The following is a 16,411-nucleotide window of genomic DNA, read 5'->3' on the forward strand; positions in this document are numbered from 1 at the left end:
GCTGCCTGCCGATGATATGCAGGGTCAAGGCGTCGAGCATTTCACCGCGGGTCCGCGCAAGGATCAATCGGTTTTCCTTCGTTTTCGAGCGAATCAATCCGGCCATTTGGAACAGCTGGGCTTGAAGGCGCAAGCATCTTACTTGGCAGGCTGCTTGGCAAACCATGCATCGGGAAAACCGATGCCATATTCCGGCAGCGTTTGCGGATGGGCAAGCCTGTTCCAATAAGCGATCTTTTCCTCACCGGAATAAAAGAGCGGCACGACGTAGTGATTTGCCAGCAGGACCCGGTCCATCGCCTTGATCGCTGCGACCTGATCATCGCGGTTCGGGGCGAAGACGATCTTCCTGATCAGCGCATCGACCGCTGGATCGGCAATGCCTGCATAGTTTCGCGAACCCTGCCGGTCCTTCGACTGTGAGCCCCAGTATTCGGCCTGTTCGTTGCCGGGGTTCATCGTCTGGCCCCAGACAGACCAGATCATGTCATAGTCGAAGCTGCGGGTGCGGTTGATATATTGCGAGGCATCCACGGTGCGCAGGCGGGCATCAACGCCGATCTTCTTGAGGCTGGCGACAAAGGGATTGACCGAGCGCTCCATGCCGGCGCTATTCAAGAGGATCTCAAAACTCATCGGCTGGCCGGTCTTCGCATTGACCATGCGATTGCCCTTGAGTTCCCAGCCGGCCTCCTTGAACAGGCCGACGGCCTTGCGCAGGTTGTCGCGCACCTTGTTCGGATCGCCTCCGACAGGGTTCGCATAAGGCGTGGTGAAGACTGCTGCCGGCACCTTGTCCTTCAACTCATCAAGGATTTCGAGCTCCTTGCCCTGAGGCAGGCCGGAGGATGCCAGTTCAGTTCCCCAGAAGAAGCTGTCGACACGCTTCAGGCCACCATAGGCGAGGTTCTTGTTGAGATCCTCGAAGTCGAGCGCATAGTTCAGGGCTTCGCGGACCCGCGCGTCCTTGAACTGGTCGCGACGCATGTTGGGAACCAGCGCCTGCATGATCCCGGTTGCCTTAAAGGGATTGGTCAGAGCCTCGCGGGTGACCCGGCCATCCTTGACCGCATCGAAATCATATCGTGTCGCCCAGCGGCTCGAGCTGTTTTCGCGACGGTAGTCGACGTTGCCTGCCCGGAATGCCTCGAACTCGACATCGCTATCGGAAAAATACGTGTAGCTGACATTGCGGAAATTATACTGGCCGCGATTGATCGGCAGATCCTTGCCCCAGTAGTCGTCGCGCAATTCGTAACGGATGCTGGACCCCGGTTGGACGGACGCAATCTTGTAAGGGCCTGATCCCATCGGGGCATCCAGCGTCGTGCGGGTGATGTCGCGCTTCTGGCCCTTGGCGTCAGAACCCTCCCACCAATGCTTGGGCATGATCGGAAAATCACCGACGATCGATGGCAGTTCCTTGTTGTCCTTTTCGTCGAAACGGAAGGTCACCTCACGCTCGGCCGTCTTTTCAACCGCAGAAACATGGCGGTAATAGCCGGAATAGAAGGCGCTGTTTTCCTTCAGCATCGTCATGCTGAAGACAACGTCGTCCGGGGTAACAGGTTCGCCGTCGGCCCATTTCGCCTCTGCCCTCAGGCGGAAGGTGACGGAGGACATGTCGTCGGGATAAGAGACCGCCTCTGCCAGCAATCCATAGGTGCCGAACACCTCGTTTTCCGAACGCTTCATCAGCGTATCGTAGATCATGCCGAGCCCGGAGGCCGCGGCTCCCCTGTCTATCACCATGTTGAGATTGTCGAACGTCCCCTCATCCGCCAGACGAAGCTCGCCGGTCTTTGGCGCGTTCACGTCGACATAGGGAAGCTGCTTGAAATCCGCCGGCAGCTGCAGGTTTCCGATTACGGCCATGCCGTATCGCCAGTTCGGTTCCTGCTTCACCTCATCGGCCACCGCCCATGATGCGATGGCCGAGGCCGCCAGGACGATTGCAAGACCCTTCTGCAGACGCGCCAAATCCATGCAATATTCCTTCTCGACTAGTTTGTTGCAGCGAAGCATAGGGCAAAAGAGGGCAAAAAACAGGAGCGTCCACTCACAAGCGATTTATCGCGCGCACCACTACGTTCGTTCGGCGGGCGCCGATCTCCATTTCACCAAAATCGCATTTCAGATTAAGATCACAGCGGAAGTGATTTGCGGCGGATGCATATGAAATCGATCTCGAAGGCGGTCCTCGGGCTGACGGCGGCGGTAACGCTCTTTGGTTCTTTGGCCGACATGGCTCTGGCCCAGGAGGCGAAGACCGCCAAGCAATTGTTCGGTGCCGTCAGATTGCCGAATGCGGCATCTCCCGCGCCAATGGGCTTTTATGCCAAGGGCTGCATGTCGGGCGCGGTGGCGCTGCCGACGGATGGACCGACCTGGCAGGCGATGCGCCTGTCGCGCAACCGCCGCTGGGGCAATCCCGCGATGATCGCGCTGCTCGAACAGTTTTCCGGCGATGCCGCCCAATTAGGCTGGGGCAGCGGCATTCTGGTCGGCGATATTTCACAGCCGCGCGGCGGCCCGATGATCAATGGCCATGCCTCGCACCAGATCGGCCTCGATGCCGACGTGTGGTTCACGCCGAAGCCGGCGCAGGCGATGAGCGTGGAGCAGCGGGAAAACCTGCCGTTTACGTCGATGCTCGACAAGAGCAAGTTCCTGACGGTCGATAACCGCCGATGGACCGATACCCATGCACGGCTGGTCATGCAGGCGGCGAGCTATCCGCAGGTACAGCGCGTCTTCGTCAATCCGGCGATCAAGAAGAAGCTCTGCGAAACCTGGACGGGCGACCGCAGCCTTCTCGGCAAGGTGCGGCCGGTCTACGGCCATGACGAGCATTTCCATATCCGGATGAACTGCCCGCCGGGGGCTGCCGGCTGCGAGCGCCAGGCCGCCACGCCTGCCACCGACGACTGCAACAGCAAGGCGCTGGCCTGGTGGTTCGGCCCGGAGCCATGGGCGCCGCCGAAGCCGGCCGATCCGAACAAGAAGCCGGTCAAGCCACGGCAGGTGATGCTGTCCGATCTGCCCAAGGCCTGCACGGCGGTGCTTGCGGCACCATCGCGGTCCGAGCAGGACGCCACCTATGGCGGTCCGGCCATGGCCTATTCCAGCCAGCCCGCCCTGCCGGCCGCGGCAGTATCAGCCGATCCCATCGTCTCCGATCCGACGCAAGTCCCTTCGAACGTGCCGCTGCCACGCCAACGTCCGCTGCGCTGAGACACTGCGGCCGCGGCCGGTGCGGCAATGGTGCATGCAAGCCTTCCCATATCTCTTCGAGCGCGCTAGAACCCTGACATCGAACTGTGACTTTTATTGATATTTGCCAAGGCTCGATGTTTGAAATCAAAGTCTTAGCGTGCTGATCGATCGTTATTAGACAGGCGGCAAGCCCGCCGGATCGGTTTGCGTGCAGGGGCAGGAGGGGAGGAAGGCATTTGGAAACGTCCAAGCCTTGCATTGCGCTGATCGCGCATGATCTGAAAAAGGATGAGATGACGGATTTCGCCCGCCAGCATCAGGCGGCGCTTGCGAAATTTCGCATCGTCGCGACGGGTACAACCGGCGGCCGTGTGCTGGATGCATGTCCCGGCCTCGACGTCACGCCGCTGAAAAGCGGTCCGCTTGGCGGCGACCAGCAGATCGGCGCGATGATCGCGACCGGCGAGGTCGGCATGCTGGTCTTTTTCATCGACCCGCTTTCCGCCCTGCCTCACGACGTCGACGTCAAGGCCCTGACCCGGCTTGCAACCGTCTACGACATTCCGATGGCGCTCAACCGCGCCACCGCAGAACATCTCATCGACTTTCAATAATCCGCGAGATCCGTTCACCATGGCCAAAGCTCAATCCGACACATTGCCTTTCCCTATCCTGATCGGAGATATCGGCGGGACCAATGCCCGCTTCTCCATTCTTGCCGATGCCGAAACCAAGGCAACGGATTTCGTCCATGTCCAGACAGCGGACTATGAGACGATCGATGATGCGATCGTCGAGAAGGTGTTCAACAATCCCGACCTGCCCAAGCCGCGCTCGGCGATCCTTGCCATTGCCGGCCCGATCGACGGCGACGAGATCGACCTGACCAATTGCGACTGGGTCGTCAGGCCGAAAAAAATGATCGGCGAACTCGGTTTCGACGCCGTTCTGGTGCTCAACGATTTCGAGGCCCAGGCGCTTGCGATCGCCACGCTGAAGGATGGCGATCGGGAAACCATCGGCGCGCCGCTGCCGGCCGTCGACGCAACCCGCGTCGTGCTCGGCCCCGGCACGGGTCTCGGCGTAGCCGGCCTGCTTCACGCGCAGGAGACATGGTTCCCTGTGCCGGGCGAAGGCGGCCATGTGGATATAGGACCGCGCACCCCGCGGGACCTCGAGATCTTCCCGCATCTCGTCACCATTGAAGGGCGTGTTTCGGCCGAGGAAATCATTTCCGGGCGCGGACTTCTGCACATCTACGACGCCGTCTGCGCAGCCGATGGCGTTTCCCCCAGCATCAAGAGCCCGGCGGACGTGACCGAAGCGGGCCTTGGCGGCAAGAACGGCCAGGCCGCGGAAGCACTCGAGCTTTTCGTCACTTATCTCGGCCGTCTGGCTGGCGATCTTGCGCTGATCTTCATGGCACGCGGCGGCGTTTTCCTCGGCGGCGGCATTTCGCCGAAAATCCTGCCGGAATTGAAAAAGCCGTTCTTCCGCGCCGCGTTCGAAGACAAGGCGCCGCACAAGGACCTGATGAAGACGATCCCGACTTTCGTCGTCACGCATCCGCAGGCGGCACTGGCAGGTCTCGCCAGCTATGCCCGCACCCCGGGCGCCTATGGGATTGCGACGGAAGGCCGCTGCTGGCGCCGGTGAATGCCGGAAAGTCACACCGTTAACGAATCCGGCAGGGTTGGCTGGCAAAACCACAAGCAAGGGGTTAACAAGCCCCTTCTGAAACTACGCAGCAATCCTGCCGAATTGGGACTTTCCATTGAAGGCCGAAAAAGACAAAAAGCGCCACGTTGACTCCACTACTGTTGTCAGCGTCCTGAAGCGCATCATTTCGGAAAACGGCCGCGATCACGTCCGCGGTTACGTTTTCGCCATCAGCTGTCTGATCGTGGTGGCTCTATCGACCGCGTTCACGGCATGGATCATGGAGTCCGTGGTCAACGAGGCGTTCGCCAACAAGCGGGCAGATATCGTCTGGCTTATCTGCGGCTCGATCCTTGCCGCCTTCGTGCTGCGCGGCTTTGCCACCTATGGACAGGCCGTGGCCCTTTCGAAGATAAGCAACAACATCGTCGCACGCTATCAGCGCCGGCTCTACAGCCATCTGATGACCTTGTCGGTCGGCTTTTTTTCCGAAGCGCGTTCCTCGCACCTGGCGGCCCAGATCAGCCAGAACATTGCCGGCATACGCGACGTGATGAACCTCACCGTCACGTCGACCGCCCGGGACCTGCTGACGCTCGTCTCGCTGGTCGCCGTGATGATCTCCAAGGACTGGGTTCTGTCGCTGATCGTCTTTGCAGTCGCGCCTCCGCTGCTTTACGCGCTTCGCTACGTGTCGCGCCGGTTGAGGCTTGCAACGCGTGAATCGGTCGAGATCAACAGTCGTGTTCTCGGCGCCATGCAGGAAACCGTGCAGGGCATCTCGGTGGTGAAGGCCTTCACCATGGAGCAGGAGCTGGAGCTCAAGGTCAACAAGATCATCCACACCGCCGAAGCCCGTTCCAACCGGATTGCGCGTCTTTCTGAGCGGACGTCGCCACTGACGGAAACCTTCGCCGGCTTTGCGATTTCCAGCGTGCTCGCCTATGCGGCGTTCCGCTCGATCTACGCCAATGTGCCGCCGGGCGCCTTCTTCTCCTTTGTGACCGCGCTGCTGATGGCCTATGATCCGGCCCGCCGGCTTGCCAAGCTGCAGGTTCAGATGGACCGCGCCGTGGTCAATGCACAGATGATATACGCGCTTCTCGACCTTCAGCCGGCACAACGCGAGAAGCCTGGTGCCGCCGACCTTGCCATCACCGAGGCCAAGGTCGAGCTCAAGGACGTGGTGTTTTCCTATGCGGCCGGTTCTCCGATCCTGCAGGGCGTCAACCTCGTTGCCGAGGGCGGCAAAACCACCGCTCTGGTCGGCCCGTCCGGCGCCGGCAAGTCGACGATCATCAACCTCATTCCGCGCTTCTACGATCCGGCCGAAGGGCAGATCCTGGTGGACGGCCAAAACATCGCCGAAGTCACCAAGTCCTCGTTGCGCCACCAGCTCGCCTATGTGTCGCAGCAGCCCTATCTTTTCGAGGGCTCGATCCGCGACAATATCCGCTACGGCCGGCCTGAGGCCACGGATGCGGAAGTCGAGGAGGCGGCAAAGCTTGCACATGCGCATGACTTCATTATCGCGCAGCCTCAAGGTTACGACACGCCTGTCGGCGAAAATGGCGTAACGCTCTCCGGCGGCCAAAGGCAGCGGCTTTCGATTGCCCGCGCGCTGGTACGCAATGCCCCGATCCTGCTTCTCGACGAGGCAACCTCGGCCCTCGACAACGAGTCGGAAGCGGCCGTGCAGAAGGCGCTCGACACAGCGATGCGCGGCCGTACCGTCATCGTCATCGCGCACCGCCTTTCGACCGTCGTCAACGCCGACAAGATCGTGGTGATGCAGGACGGACGGGTTGTCGAAGAAGGCAGCCATGAAGAGCTTGCGCAGCGGAAACAGGGTCTTTACGCTCGCCTCAACAATCTTCAGGCACCGTCACAGCACTGACCAGGCAGGAATACGGATAGACATGAGCAATGGTGACATGAAGCTGGTGGTGGTGGGTGCCGGCGGACGAATGGGCCAAACCCTTATCCGGGTCATACATGAGACGCCCGGCGTCATCCTTCATGCAGCGATCGCCCGCGACGGGTCGCCCTTCGTCGGCAAGGATGCGGGCGAACTTGCCGGTGTCGGGCCAATCGGTATTGCGGTGACCAGTGATCCGCTCAAGGGCTTTCTGGATGCCGAGGGCGTGGTCGATTTCACCACACCGGCCACCAGCGTCGCCTTTGCGGGACTTGCCGCCCAGGCACGCATCGTGCACGTGATCGGAACGACGGGTTGCTCGACCTCAGACGAGGCAAAATTCGCCGCCGCCGGCCGGCATGCGCGGGTGGTCAAATCCGGCAATATGAGCCTTGGCGTCAATCTTCTCGGCGTGCTGGCGAAACAGGCTGCACGGGCGCTTCCGGCCGATGGTTGGGATATCGAGATCGTCGAGATGCACCACAAGCACAAAGTCGACGCGCCTTCCGGCACGGCCCTGCTTTTGGGCCAGGCAGCCGCCGAGGGGCGCAATATCGACCTTTCGAGCCAGTCGGTGCGGGTTCGCGACGGCCATACCGGCCCGCGCCCCGGCGGTTCGATCGGCTTTGCGACGCTGCGCGGCGGCTCGGTCGTCGGCGACCATTCCGTGATCCTGGCAGGCGAAGGCGAGCTGGTTACATTGTCGCACAGTGCCCGTGATCGCTCGATTTTCGCGCGCGGGGCAGTTGCAGCAGCCCTTTGGGCGCGCGATAAGAAGCCCGGTCAATATTCGATGCTCGACGTGCTCGGGCTCTCAAATCAATAATATTCGGAGGTCATTCATGAGCGGTACTCTCGTCCTCGTTCGCCACGGCCAGAGCGACTGGAATCTCAAAAACCTGTTCACCGGCTGGAAGGATCCTGATCTCACGCCGCTCGGCATCCAGGAAGCCGAAACCGGCGGTCAGGCACTTGCCGATACCGGCATCAAATTCGACATCGCCTTCACCTCGGATCTGCAGCGCGCGCAGAACACTTTGAAGATCGTGCTCAGCAAGGTCGGCCAGCCTGACCTCCAGACGATCCGCGATCAGGCGCTAAACGAACGCGACTATGGCGATCTATCGGGCCTCAACAAGGACGACGCACGCGCCAAGTGGGGCGAAGAGCAGGTCCACATCTGGCGCCGTTCCTATGACGTGCCGCCTCCGGGCGGCGAAAGCCTGCGCGACACCGGTGCCCGCGTCTGGCCCTATTACCTGACCGAGATCCTGCCCCGCGTGCTGCGCGGCGAGAAGGTTCTGGTTGCTGCCCATGGCAATTCGCTGCGCTCGCTGGTGATGGTGCTCGACAAGCTGAGCAAGGAAGAGATCCTCAACGTCAATCTCGCGACCGGCGTTCCGATGGTCTACAAGCTCAACGCCGACTCGACGGTTGCTTCCAAGGACGTGCTCGGAGACATGTCAGGCGCTCACTAAGCGCCAATTCCAGATGATGATCTGCGCCAGCCGACAGGAAACTGCGACTGGCGTTTTCCGTTTCCGCCTTCTCAATTCTCGATCGTAAACTGCACCGCGTCGGCCGGAAAGCGGCTGACGGCATATTGGACCGGTACGCCATCCGGATCGGCATTCAGCGCTCGCGTGACGAGTATGATCGCGCCGGGCGAGAGTTCCAGCGACGAGAGATCGTCATTGTCGGCATGGACGGCGGTGATCTCGGTGGAGACGCGCACATAGTCGGTCAGGCCCAATGCTGCAAAAGCCGCGGTGATCGATCCGCTGTGGCGATAGGCATCGGCAATTCCCGCGAAACGATCCGCCGGAAACCAGGCCGTGGCGCGCGATACAGGCCGGCGATCCGCCTTTCTCACGGTCTCCACACGAATGAGCCGGGTGCCAGCAGGCAATTGCAGCCGCCTGGCAAGATCAGCGGTCGCCGCCTCCTCGAAAGAGGCGAGCAGGATGGCTTCCTTCTCCCTTGCCTGATCACCAATGCCCTGGCTGAAGCGCGTGCGCCGTGAAATCGGAAAGTTCAGCCTCTCCTTGCGCAGGATCAGTGTTCCTCGACCCTGCACCGCCTGAACGATACCTTCTTGCGCAAGCGCCGCCAGTGCACTGCGCACGGTGTGGCGGTTGACGCCGAACTGCTCCGCAAGCATCACTTCGGGCGGTACCTTTCCGGCGGCATCATAGTCACCTTCGGCGATGGCCGACCGTATCCGATCGGCAATCTGCCGCCAGAGCGCCACTCCATTCTGCCGGCGAACGGCCACTTCCTGCATATCCATGTCACACGCTTGTTATATCCAAAAGTTATGGCTAGGTTATCTTGTATAGTTGTCTATATCAATAGACATTTTGGAGATTGGCCATGAACCCTGCAGAGCAGACCCAGCCGCCCGAACAGGCAGGCCGCCGCCGGTGCGCTTCCCTTCTCGCCGGCGCGACGCCGAACGAACTGCGCGCCGTATGGGAGGCGTTAACAGACAGGCCGGAGACGAAGCCGGTCCGCGGCCCGGAAACCGGGTTGGTCATGGTGCGCGGGCGCATCGGCGGAGGCGGAAGCCCATTCAATCTCGGCGAAGCGACCGTGACGCGCGCGACCGTGGCGCTTGCGTCCGGCACAATCGGTCACGCGCAGTCGCTTGGCACCGACAAGGAAAAGGCAAGGCTGGCAGCGATCTTCGATGCGCTCTGGCAGGAAGAGGCGACGCGCGATTTCGTCGAAAATGCCCTGCTCGCCCCTGTCGAGACAAGAATTGCGGCCGAAGACAAGGCAAAGGCAGAAGAGACCGCCGCGACCCGCGTCGATTTCTTCACCATGGTTCGAGGTGACGACTGATGGCTGGCAGTACAGAAGCTTTTTCCGGTGGGTTCTCCAACCCGGTGTTTGAATCCCAGGGCGTCTTCCGCATGCTGATGGATGGGATGGCAAGACCGGGATCGATCCACACCGTCGATTACGACGCCGGCCAACCCGAACCGCTCCGGCCTGCAGCAGGCGCCATCGCGCTGACCCTCTGCGATCACGACACGCCGACATGGCTGAGCGCCGGCTTTTCCAAATCGGCCGTTGCCGAATGGATCGGCTTCCATTCCGGTGCGCCGGTGACGCGCGAGAAGGCCGAGGCGCGCTTCGCCTTCGTCGAGGCAGGAACCGCACTTTCTTCGTTTGGCCTCTTCTCGCTGGGGACGCAGGAATATCCAGACCGGTCGACAACACTGGTCATCGAAGTGACCGCACTCGGAGAAGGCCAGACATTCACCCTGTCCGGACCGGGCATCCTTCAGACGAAGGCTGTGGAAATCGACGGCGTGCCCGAAGCCTTCCTGCGTTTGTGGGCTGACAACCGTCCGCTGTTTCCACGCGGTATCGATGTGATCCTGACTGCCGGCCGCAGCTTCCTGTGCCTGCCTCGCACGACGAAGATCGCGGCTTAAGCCCCAAGGAGAGTAGACCATGTATGTTGCCGTCAAGGGTGGCGAAGCCGCCATCAACAATGCCCACCGGCTTCTCGCCGACCGGCGCCGGGGCGATCGTTCGCTCCCTTCCCTTACGATCGAACAGGTTGCCGAACAGCTGGGCCTGGCCGTCGATCGCGTGATGGCGGAGGCTTCGCTTTACGACCGCTCGCTTGCAGCGCTTGCAGTACGCCAATCGCGCGGCGACCTGATCGAGGCGATCTTTCTGCTGCGTGCCTACCGCACCACTTTGCCACGTTTCGGCAACTCGGTGCCGCTGGATACGGCCGAGATGCATGTCGAGCGCCGCGTCTCCGCCACCTACAAGGATCTTCCGGGCGGCCAGTTGCTCGGCCCGACCTTCGACTATACCCACCGCCTGCTCGACCCTTCGCTTCTCTCCGACGAGGCGGTCGACGAGCCGGCAGTCAGGGAAGCAACCGGAGAGGAGATCATCCGCGTCTCCGACATCCTTGCGCATGAGGGCCTGATCGAAGCGGACGGCGAACTTCCCCTCGATCATCAGGCAGGCGACCTGACTCGCGAACCGCTGGAATTTCCGATGAGCCGTGACCTGAGGCTTCAGGCACTGGCTCGCGGCGACGAGGGTTTTCTGCTGGCGCTCGGTTATTCCACGCAGCGCGGTTACGGCCGTAACCATCCGTTCGTCGGCGAGATCCGCATCGGCGAGGTAGAGGTGGAGATGGATGTGCCGGAACTCGGCTTTTCCGTCTCGCTCGGCCGCATCCGCGTCACCGAATGTCAGATGGTCAACCAGTTCAAGGGCTCGTCCAAGGCGCCCCCACAGTTTACCCGAGGTTATGGCCTGGTGTTCGGACAGAGCGAGCGAAAGGCGATGTCGATGTCGCTCGTCGACCGGGCGCTTCGCGCCGAAGAACTCGGCGAGGACGTTACCGCGCCGGCGCAGGACGAGGAATTTGTCATATCGCATTCCGACAACGTTCAGGCGACCGGCTTCGTCGAACACTTGAAGCTGCCGCATTACGTCGACTTCCAGGCGGAACTCGCGATGGTGCGCAAGATGCGCGCCGATATCGAGGCTTCCCGCAATGCCGATAACGAGATGAAGGATGCCGCCGAATGAGTGCCGATCTCGCCACCTACAACTTCGCCTATCTCGACGAGCAGACGAAAAGGATGATCCGTCGCGCGATCCTGAAAGCGATCGCCATTCCCGGCTACCAGGTGCCGTTTGCCTCACGTGAAATGCCGATGCCCTATGGCTGGGGGACCGGCGGCGTGCAGGTGACGGCTTCGATCATCGGACCGCAAGACGTGCTGAAGGTGATCGACCAGGGCGCAGACGACACGACCAATGCCGTCTCCATCCGCGCCTTCTTCCAGAAGGTCGCCGACGTCGCGGTGACGACGCATACGAAGGATGCGACGATCATCCAGACGCGCCACCGGATCCCTGAGCAGAAGCTCACGGAAGGACAGGTCCTTGTCTATCAGGTGCCTATCCCCGAGCCTTTGCGCTTCCTCGAGCCGCGCGAGACAGAGACCCGCAAGATGCATGCGCTGGAGGAATACGGCCTCATGCATGTGAAGCTTTACGAGGATATCGCGATCAACGGCCGCATATCGAAAACCTATGCCTATCCGGTCAAGGTGGATGGCCGATACGTGATGGACCCGTCGCCGACCCCGAAATTCGACAACCCGAAAATGCATATGTCGGATGCGCTGCAGCTGTTCGGCGCCGGGCGCGAGAAACGCATCTATGCGGTGCCGCCGCATACGGAAGTCGTCAGCCTGGATTTCGAGGACTACCCGTTCGAGATCCAGACATTCGAGCAGGACTGTGCGCTTTGCGGCGCGCATGGCGTCTATCTCGATGAAGTCATTCTCGACGACAAGGGCGGACGGATGTTCGTCTGCTCCGATACCGACCATTGCGAAGACCGTCGCGACAATGGCCATGTCGGCGCCATGCTCGCCCCGAACCAGGAGGCCGCAGAATGAGTGACCATCCTCTCCTCAAAGTCAGCGGTGTCTCGAAATTCTACGGCAGCCGGATCGGCTGCAAGGATGTCAATTTCGAACTCTGGCCCGGCGAAGCACTCGCCATCGTCGGCGAATCCGGTTCCGGCAAGACGACGCTGCTCAACTGCCTCTCCACCCGACTAATGCCGACAGCCGGCAGCGTCGAATACCGGATGCGCGATGGCGGCTTCCGCGACCTCTACCGCATGAGCGAGGCCGAACGCCGCTTCCTGATGCGCACCGACTGGGGCTTCGTGCACCAGAACCCGGCCGACGGCCTGCGCATGACGGTGTCTGCAGGGGCCAATGTCGGCGAGCGACTGATGGCGGTCGGCGACCGGCATTACGGAAAAATCCGCGAGACTGCGACCGACTGGCTCGGCCGGGTGGAAATCTCCGCCGACCGTATCGACGATCAGCCGCGTACCTTTTCCGGTGGCATGCGACAGCGCCTGCAGATCGCCCGCAATCTCGTCACCGGCCCGCGTCTCGTGTTCATGGACGAGCCGACCGGCGGCCTTGATGTGTCCGTTCAGGCGCGCCTGCTCGATCTCGTTCGCGGTCTCGTCAACGATCTGGGGCTGGCCGCAATCGTCGTGACCCATGACCTTGCGGTCGCCAGGCTGCTGTCCCACCGGATGATGGTTATGAAGGACGGGCACGTGATCGAGCATGGGTTGACCGACCGGGTGCTCGACGATCCGCGCGAGCCCTATACCCAGTTGCTCGTCTCCTCGATTTTGCAAGTATAGGACCGTGACCATGGCCACTCCCCTCGTCGTCTCGGAAGTCTTCAAGAGCTTCACCATGCACTTACGCGACGGCATCAAGCTGCCGGTCGTCAAGGACGTGAATTTTTCCGTCGCCAGTGGCGAATGCGTCGTGCTCGGCGGTCCGTCGGGCATCGGCAAGAGCTCGATCCTGAAAATGCTCTACGGCAACTATGCCGTGGATGCCGGCCAGATCCTCGTCGAGCACAAGGACAGGATCGTCGATATCGCCAGCACCGACCCGCGCACGATCATCGATGTCAGGCGGCATACGATGGGTTATGTCAGCCAGTTCCTGCGCACCGTGCCGCGTGTGGCAGCGATCGATGTCGTCGCCGAACCGCTCGTCGCCCGGGGCGTCGAGGCGGTTGAAGCCAGGGAGAAGGCAGCCGAGCTTCTGTCCAAACTCAATCTGCCACGCGAATTGTGGTCGCTGCCGCCCTCGACGTTCTCCGGTGGCGAACAGCAGCGCGTCAACATCGCCCGCGGCTTCATCACCAGCCACCGCATTCTGCTTCTCGACGAGCCGACCGCCTCGCTCGACGCCACCAACCGCCGCGTCGTCGTCGAGATGATCGCGTCGAAGAAGCGGGAGGGCGTCGCCATGCTTGGCATTTTCCATGACGAGGAAGTGCGCGAGGCGGTGGCCGACCGCATTCTCGATGTCGCCAAGTTCTCTCCCCGAAAGGCAATAGCAGCATGAGCGTCAAGGTCGGGCTGGAGCCCGCGATCCATCCGACGGCTTCCGTCACCAACTCGACGGTGGGGCGTTACACCGAAATCTCCGAACGCTGCCGCGTCGACGAGGCAGAGATCGGCGACTATTCCTACATTATGCAGGATGGCTCGATCTGGTGCGCAACGATCGGAAAGTTCGTCAACATGGCGGCATCGGTGCGTATCAACGCCACCAACCATCCGACCTGGCGGGCGACGCTGCATCACTTCACCTATCGCGCCGCCAATTACTGGGACGACGCCGAAAACGAGACGGATTTCTTCGAGTGGCGCCGCGACAACCGGGTGACGATCGGCCATGACGTCTGGATCGGCCACGGCTCCACGGTGCTTCCCGGCGTGACCGTCGGAAATGGTGCGGTGATCGGAGCGGGCGCCGTCGTGTCGAAGGATGTGGCGCCCTATACGATCGTCGGCGGCGTTCCGGCCAAGCTTATTCGCGAGCGCTTCACCAAGGAAGTCGGCGAGGGCATGGACCGGCTTGCATGGTGGGACTGGGATCATCTCAAGCTACGCAAAGCACTGGATGATTTCCGGGCATTGTCGGCCGAGGACTTTCTCTCGCGCTATGCGCCGTAACGAAAGCGTTACGGAAGCGTCACGCTTGTAACAAAACTGACATCGAATCGACATTCAGGCTTCATCAACCAAGTCTAATCCGATCCCCACCAAGGGGATTGGACGGGCTAGAAAACATGAAGTTTGAATTGAGGAATATCACCCGTCGTTTCGGCGACCGCACAGCGGTCAATGCCGTCACCGTGGAGATTCCCCAAGGCCAGATGGTCGGCATTATCGGCCGGTCCGGCGCCGGCAAATCAACCCTGCTGCGGATGATCAATCGCCTGCAGGAGCCAAGCTCCGGGTCGATCCATTTCAACGGGCTGGAAGTTTCGGCACTGCGAGGTGCCGGCCTGCGCAACTGGCAGCGCGATTGCGCGATGATCTTTCAGCAGTTTAACCTCGTTCCGCGCCTCGACGTCTTGACCAATGTCATGCTCGGCCGGCTGAACCACCGCTCGACGATGATGAGCCTGCTCAGCATATTTTCCGACGACGAGCGTCTGGCTGCGATTGCAGCGCTCGAGCGCCTCGGCATCGAGCAGACTGCAATGCAGCGCGCCGGCACGCTTTCCGGCGGACAGCAGCAGCGCGTGGCCATTGCCCGTGCCCTGATGCAGGCGCCGAAGATGCTGCTTGCCGACGAGCCGATCGCTTCGCTCGACCCGCTCAATGCCAAGATCGTGATGGACGCATTGCGTGACATCAACGAGCGGGAAGGCATTACCGTCATCACCAATCTGCACACGCTCGATACCGCCCGCAGCTATTGCGAACGGATCATCGGCATGGCCGGCGGCAGTGTCGTGTTCGACGGTCCGCCCTCGGCGCTCAATGCCGAGGCCGTGCAGGAAATCTACGGCTCCGACAAGGATGGTGCCGGCGTCGACGAGACGATGACCTCGACGAGCATCAACATTCCCGGCGCTCAAGTGAGCAAACCACAAGAATCGGGCGGCATCGGCACGCTGGCGAACGCCAGGGCCTGAGACCCGCACTTGACGATCGTCTGCCCGCGTAAAGGGCGCAATTTTTCATGACCCACCTCCCGGATAACCCGGAAACAGGAGACCAACCATGCTGAAGAAAGCTCTTCTCGCTGCCGTCGCGCTTAGCGTCGTCGCAGGCTCCGCAATGGCCCAGGACGTCAAGGTTCTGCGCATCGGTCTCGATGGCTCGGAAAACGAAGCCGACCAGATCCGCAACACCCAGTGCGTCGCTGACGGCCTGAAGGCCGCAACCGGCGTTCCGGAAGTCAAGATCTTCCCGTCGCCGGACTATAACGGCGTCATCCAGGGTCTGCTCGGCGGCACGATCGACATCGCTTCGATGGGCGCTTCGTCCTACGCTGCGATCGCCATCAAGGACCCGAAGGCCGTCGATCCGATCCTGACCTATACCCAGTCGGACGGCTCCAGCGGCTATTACTCGATCATGGTCGCCCGCAAGGATTCGGGCATCAAGACGCTTGCCGACCTGAAGGGCAAGAAGCTCGGCTTCGCCGACCCGGATTCGACCTCCGGCTACCTCGTCCCGAACGTCGCCCTGCCGAAGGAAATCGGCGCTCCGGTGAAGGAATACTTCTCCGAGACCGGCTTCGGTGGCGGTCATGAGAACCTCGTTCTCGCCGTTCTCGACAAGAAGTTCGATGCCGGCACGACTTTCGGTTCGGGCGTTGGCAAGTGGGAAGACGGTTATACCGGCGGCAACCTGCACCAGATGGTCGGCAAGGGCATTCTCGACATGGACGATATCGTCCAGATCTGGAAGTCGCCGCTGATCCCGAACGGTCCGCTGATGGTTTCCAATAAGCTGCCGCAGACCATGCGCGACAAGGTCGAAGCCTTCTTCCTCGAACTGCCGAAGAAGGACCACGATTGCTTTAAGGCGTACACCCAGGGCGACAACAAGGAATACATCAAGGTTGATGCATCCTTCTACCAGACGATCATCGACGCTCGTAAGTCGGTCATCGGCGGCTGATTTTTCCTGACAGTATCTGGCGGCGGCGTCGAAAGGCGCCGCCGTTCGTCAACAGAGAGCGTGGATCATGGCGAATATCAGCGAACAGAGTAACG

Annotated in this window: 17 protein-coding genes; 15 read left to right on the top strand and 2 right to left on the bottom strand. The window is 61.2% G+C overall.

Annotated features, from left to right (window positions below; translation table 11 throughout):
- Window positions 1–138: 138 nt before the first annotated feature.
- A complete protein-coding gene (locus AC2GXZ_RS11145; RefSeq protein WP_483759205.1) occupies window positions 139–1,986 on the bottom strand; it encodes an extracellular solute-binding protein in 1,848 nt (615 codons plus the stop codon).
- Window positions 1,987–2,175: 189 nt separating this feature from the next.
- Here AC2GXZ_RS11145 and mepA point away from each other — a divergent pair, with 189 nt between their 5' ends.
- The 6 genes from mepA (at window position 2,176) to AC2GXZ_RS11175 (ending at window position 8,271) form a co-directional block, all read left to right on the top strand.
- Window positions 2,176–3,234: a penicillin-insensitive murein endopeptidase gene (gene mepA, locus AC2GXZ_RS11150; protein WP_483759206.1), complete on the top strand. Its 1,059-nt coding sequence runs from the start codon at window positions 2,176–2,178 to the stop codon at window positions 3,232–3,234.
- A gap of 275 nt (window positions 3,235–3,509) precedes the next feature.
- Complete coding sequence (locus AC2GXZ_RS11155; protein WP_483759413.1) at window positions 3,510–3,830, top strand: methylglyoxal synthase; 321 nt, start codon at window positions 3,510–3,512, stop codon at window positions 3,828–3,830.
- A 19-nt stretch (window positions 3,831–3,849) separates the two neighbouring features.
- Window positions 3,850–4,872, top strand: a complete 1,023-nt coding sequence (locus AC2GXZ_RS11160; protein WP_483759207.1) for a glucokinase — start codon at window positions 3,850–3,852, stop codon at window positions 4,870–4,872.
- 118 nt (window positions 4,873–4,990) lie between these two features.
- Complete coding sequence (locus AC2GXZ_RS11165; protein ID WP_483759208.1) at window positions 4,991–6,772, top strand: ABC transporter ATP-binding protein; 1,782 nt, start codon at window positions 4,991–4,993, stop codon at window positions 6,770–6,772.
- A gap of 22 nt (window positions 6,773–6,794) precedes the next feature.
- Window positions 6,795–7,619 (top strand): 4-hydroxy-tetrahydrodipicolinate reductase, encoded by an 825-nt coding sequence (gene dapB, locus AC2GXZ_RS11170; RefSeq protein WP_483759209.1) that lies wholly within the window; start codon window positions 6,795–6,797, stop codon window positions 7,617–7,619.
- A 16-nt stretch (window positions 7,620–7,635) separates the two neighbouring features.
- Window positions 7,636–8,271: a 2,3-bisphosphoglycerate-dependent phosphoglycerate mutase gene (locus tag AC2GXZ_RS11175; RefSeq protein ID WP_483759210.1), complete on the top strand. Its 636-nt coding sequence runs from the start codon at window positions 7,636–7,638 to the stop codon at window positions 8,269–8,271.
- A gap of 71 nt (window positions 8,272–8,342) precedes the next feature.
- Here the strand turns inward: AC2GXZ_RS11175 and phnF are convergent, their stop codons facing one another.
- On the bottom strand, window positions 8,343–9,077 hold the full coding sequence (phnF, locus tag AC2GXZ_RS11180) for a phosphonate metabolism transcriptional regulator PhnF (RefSeq protein ID WP_483759414.1): 735 nt from the start codon (window positions 9,075–9,077) through the stop codon (window positions 8,343–8,345).
- An 89-nt stretch (window positions 9,078–9,166) separates the two neighbouring features.
- Here phnF and phnG point away from each other — a divergent pair, with 89 nt between their 5' ends.
- The 9 genes from phnG to phnD all read left to right on the top strand — a co-directional run bounded on the left by phnG (window position 9,167) and on the right by phnD (window position 16,316).
- Window positions 9,167–9,637 carry a phosphonate C-P lyase system protein PhnG gene (gene phnG, locus AC2GXZ_RS11185; protein WP_483759211.1) on the top strand — a complete coding sequence of 157 codons (471 nt, stop codon included), beginning with the start codon at window positions 9,167–9,169 and terminating at the stop codon, window positions 9,635–9,637.
- Window positions 9,637–10,236: a phosphonate C-P lyase system protein PhnH gene (phnH, locus tag AC2GXZ_RS11190; protein WP_483759212.1), complete on the top strand. Its 600-nt coding sequence runs from the start codon at window positions 9,637–9,639 to the stop codon at window positions 10,234–10,236. The genes phnG and phnH overlap by 1 nt, the downstream gene beginning before the upstream one ends.
- 19 nt (window positions 10,237–10,255) lie before the next feature.
- Complete coding sequence (locus tag AC2GXZ_RS11195; RefSeq protein ID WP_483759213.1) at window positions 10,256–11,362, top strand: carbon-phosphorus lyase complex subunit; 1,107 nt, start codon at window positions 10,256–10,258, stop codon at window positions 11,360–11,362.
- On the top strand, window positions 11,359–12,243 hold the full coding sequence (locus tag AC2GXZ_RS11200; RefSeq protein ID WP_483759214.1) for an alpha-D-ribose 1-methylphosphonate 5-phosphate C-P-lyase PhnJ: 885 nt from the start codon (window positions 11,359–11,361) through the stop codon (window positions 12,241–12,243). The genes AC2GXZ_RS11195 and AC2GXZ_RS11200 overlap by 4 nt, the downstream gene beginning before the upstream one ends.
- The gene (phnK, locus tag AC2GXZ_RS11205) at window positions 12,240–13,016 is read left to right on the top strand and encodes a phosphonate C-P lyase system protein PhnK (protein ID WP_483759215.1); all 777 of its coding nucleotides are present in this window, start codon (window positions 12,240–12,242) and stop codon (window positions 13,014–13,016) included. Before AC2GXZ_RS11200 ends, phnK begins: the two co-directional genes overlap by 4 nt.
- Before the next feature lie 10 nt (window positions 13,017–13,026).
- Entirely contained in the window at window positions 13,027–13,737 is a 711-nt protein-coding gene (phnL, locus tag AC2GXZ_RS11210) for a phosphonate C-P lyase system protein PhnL (protein ID WP_483759216.1), read from the top strand.
- Window positions 13,734–14,351 carry a DapH/DapD/GlmU-related protein gene (locus AC2GXZ_RS11215; RefSeq protein ID WP_483759217.1) on the top strand — a complete coding sequence of 206 codons (618 nt, stop codon included), beginning with the start codon at window positions 13,734–13,736 and terminating at the stop codon, window positions 14,349–14,351. Before phnL ends, AC2GXZ_RS11215 begins: the two co-directional genes overlap by 4 nt.
- A gap of 116 nt (window positions 14,352–14,467) precedes the next feature.
- Window positions 14,468–15,322, top strand: a complete 855-nt coding sequence (phnC, locus tag AC2GXZ_RS11220) for a phosphonate ABC transporter ATP-binding protein (protein WP_483759218.1) — start codon at window positions 14,468–14,470, stop codon at window positions 15,320–15,322.
- A gap of 88 nt (window positions 15,323–15,410) precedes the next feature.
- Window positions 15,411–16,316, top strand: coding sequence for a phosphonate ABC transporter substrate-binding protein (gene phnD / locus AC2GXZ_RS11225; protein WP_483759219.1), 906 nt, complete (start codon window positions 15,411–15,413; stop codon window positions 16,314–16,316).
- The last annotated feature ends 95 nt before the right edge of the window (window positions 16,317–16,411 follow it).

This window comes from Aliirhizobium sp. YIM B11859, from assembly GCF_057163345.1.

Bases quoted from the DNA above. Each gene is read 5' to 3' on its own strand.
- AC2GXZ_RS11145 (WP_483759205.1), bottom strand. From the start codon at position 1,986: ATGGATTTGGCGCGTCTGCAGAAGGGTCTTGCAATCGTCCTGGCGGCC.
- mepA (WP_483759206.1), top strand. From the start codon at position 2,176: ATGAAATCGATCTCGAAGGCGGTCCTCGGGCTGACGGCGGCGGTAACG.
- AC2GXZ_RS11155 (WP_483759413.1), top strand. From the start codon at position 3,510: ATGACGGATTTCGCCCGCCAGCATCAGGCGGCGCTTGCGAAATTTCGC.
- AC2GXZ_RS11160 (WP_483759207.1), top strand. From the start codon at position 3,850: ATGGCCAAAGCTCAATCCGACACATTGCCTTTCCCTATCCTGATCGGA.
- dapB (WP_483759209.1), top strand. From the start codon at position 6,795: ATGAGCAATGGTGACATGAAGCTGGTGGTGGTGGGTGCCGGCGGACGA.
- AC2GXZ_RS11175 (WP_483759210.1), top strand. From the start codon at position 7,636: ATGAGCGGTACTCTCGTCCTCGTTCGCCACGGCCAGAGCGACTGGAAT.
- phnF (WP_483759414.1), bottom strand. From the start codon at position 9,077: ATGCAGGAAGTGGCCGTTCGCCGGCAGAATGGAGTGGCGCTCTGGCGG.
- phnG (WP_483759211.1), top strand. From the start codon at position 9,167: ATGAACCCTGCAGAGCAGACCCAGCCGCCCGAACAGGCAGGCCGCCGC.
- phnH (WP_483759212.1), top strand. From the start codon at position 9,637: ATGGCTGGCAGTACAGAAGCTTTTTCCGGTGGGTTCTCCAACCCGGTG.
- AC2GXZ_RS11195 (WP_483759213.1), top strand. From the start codon at position 10,256: ATGTATGTTGCCGTCAAGGGTGGCGAAGCCGCCATCAACAATGCCCAC.
- AC2GXZ_RS11200 (WP_483759214.1), top strand. From the start codon at position 11,359: ATGAGTGCCGATCTCGCCACCTACAACTTCGCCTATCTCGACGAGCAG.
- phnK (WP_483759215.1), top strand. From the start codon at position 12,240: ATGAGTGACCATCCTCTCCTCAAAGTCAGCGGTGTCTCGAAATTCTAC.
- phnL (WP_483759216.1), top strand. From the start codon at position 13,027: ATGGCCACTCCCCTCGTCGTCTCGGAAGTCTTCAAGAGCTTCACCATG.
- AC2GXZ_RS11215 (WP_483759217.1), top strand. From the start codon at position 13,734: ATGAGCGTCAAGGTCGGGCTGGAGCCCGCGATCCATCCGACGGCTTCC.
- phnC (WP_483759218.1), top strand. From the start codon at position 14,468: ATGAAGTTTGAATTGAGGAATATCACCCGTCGTTTCGGCGACCGCACA.
- phnD (WP_483759219.1), top strand. From the start codon at position 15,411: ATGCTGAAGAAAGCTCTTCTCGCTGCCGTCGCGCTTAGCGTCGTCGCA.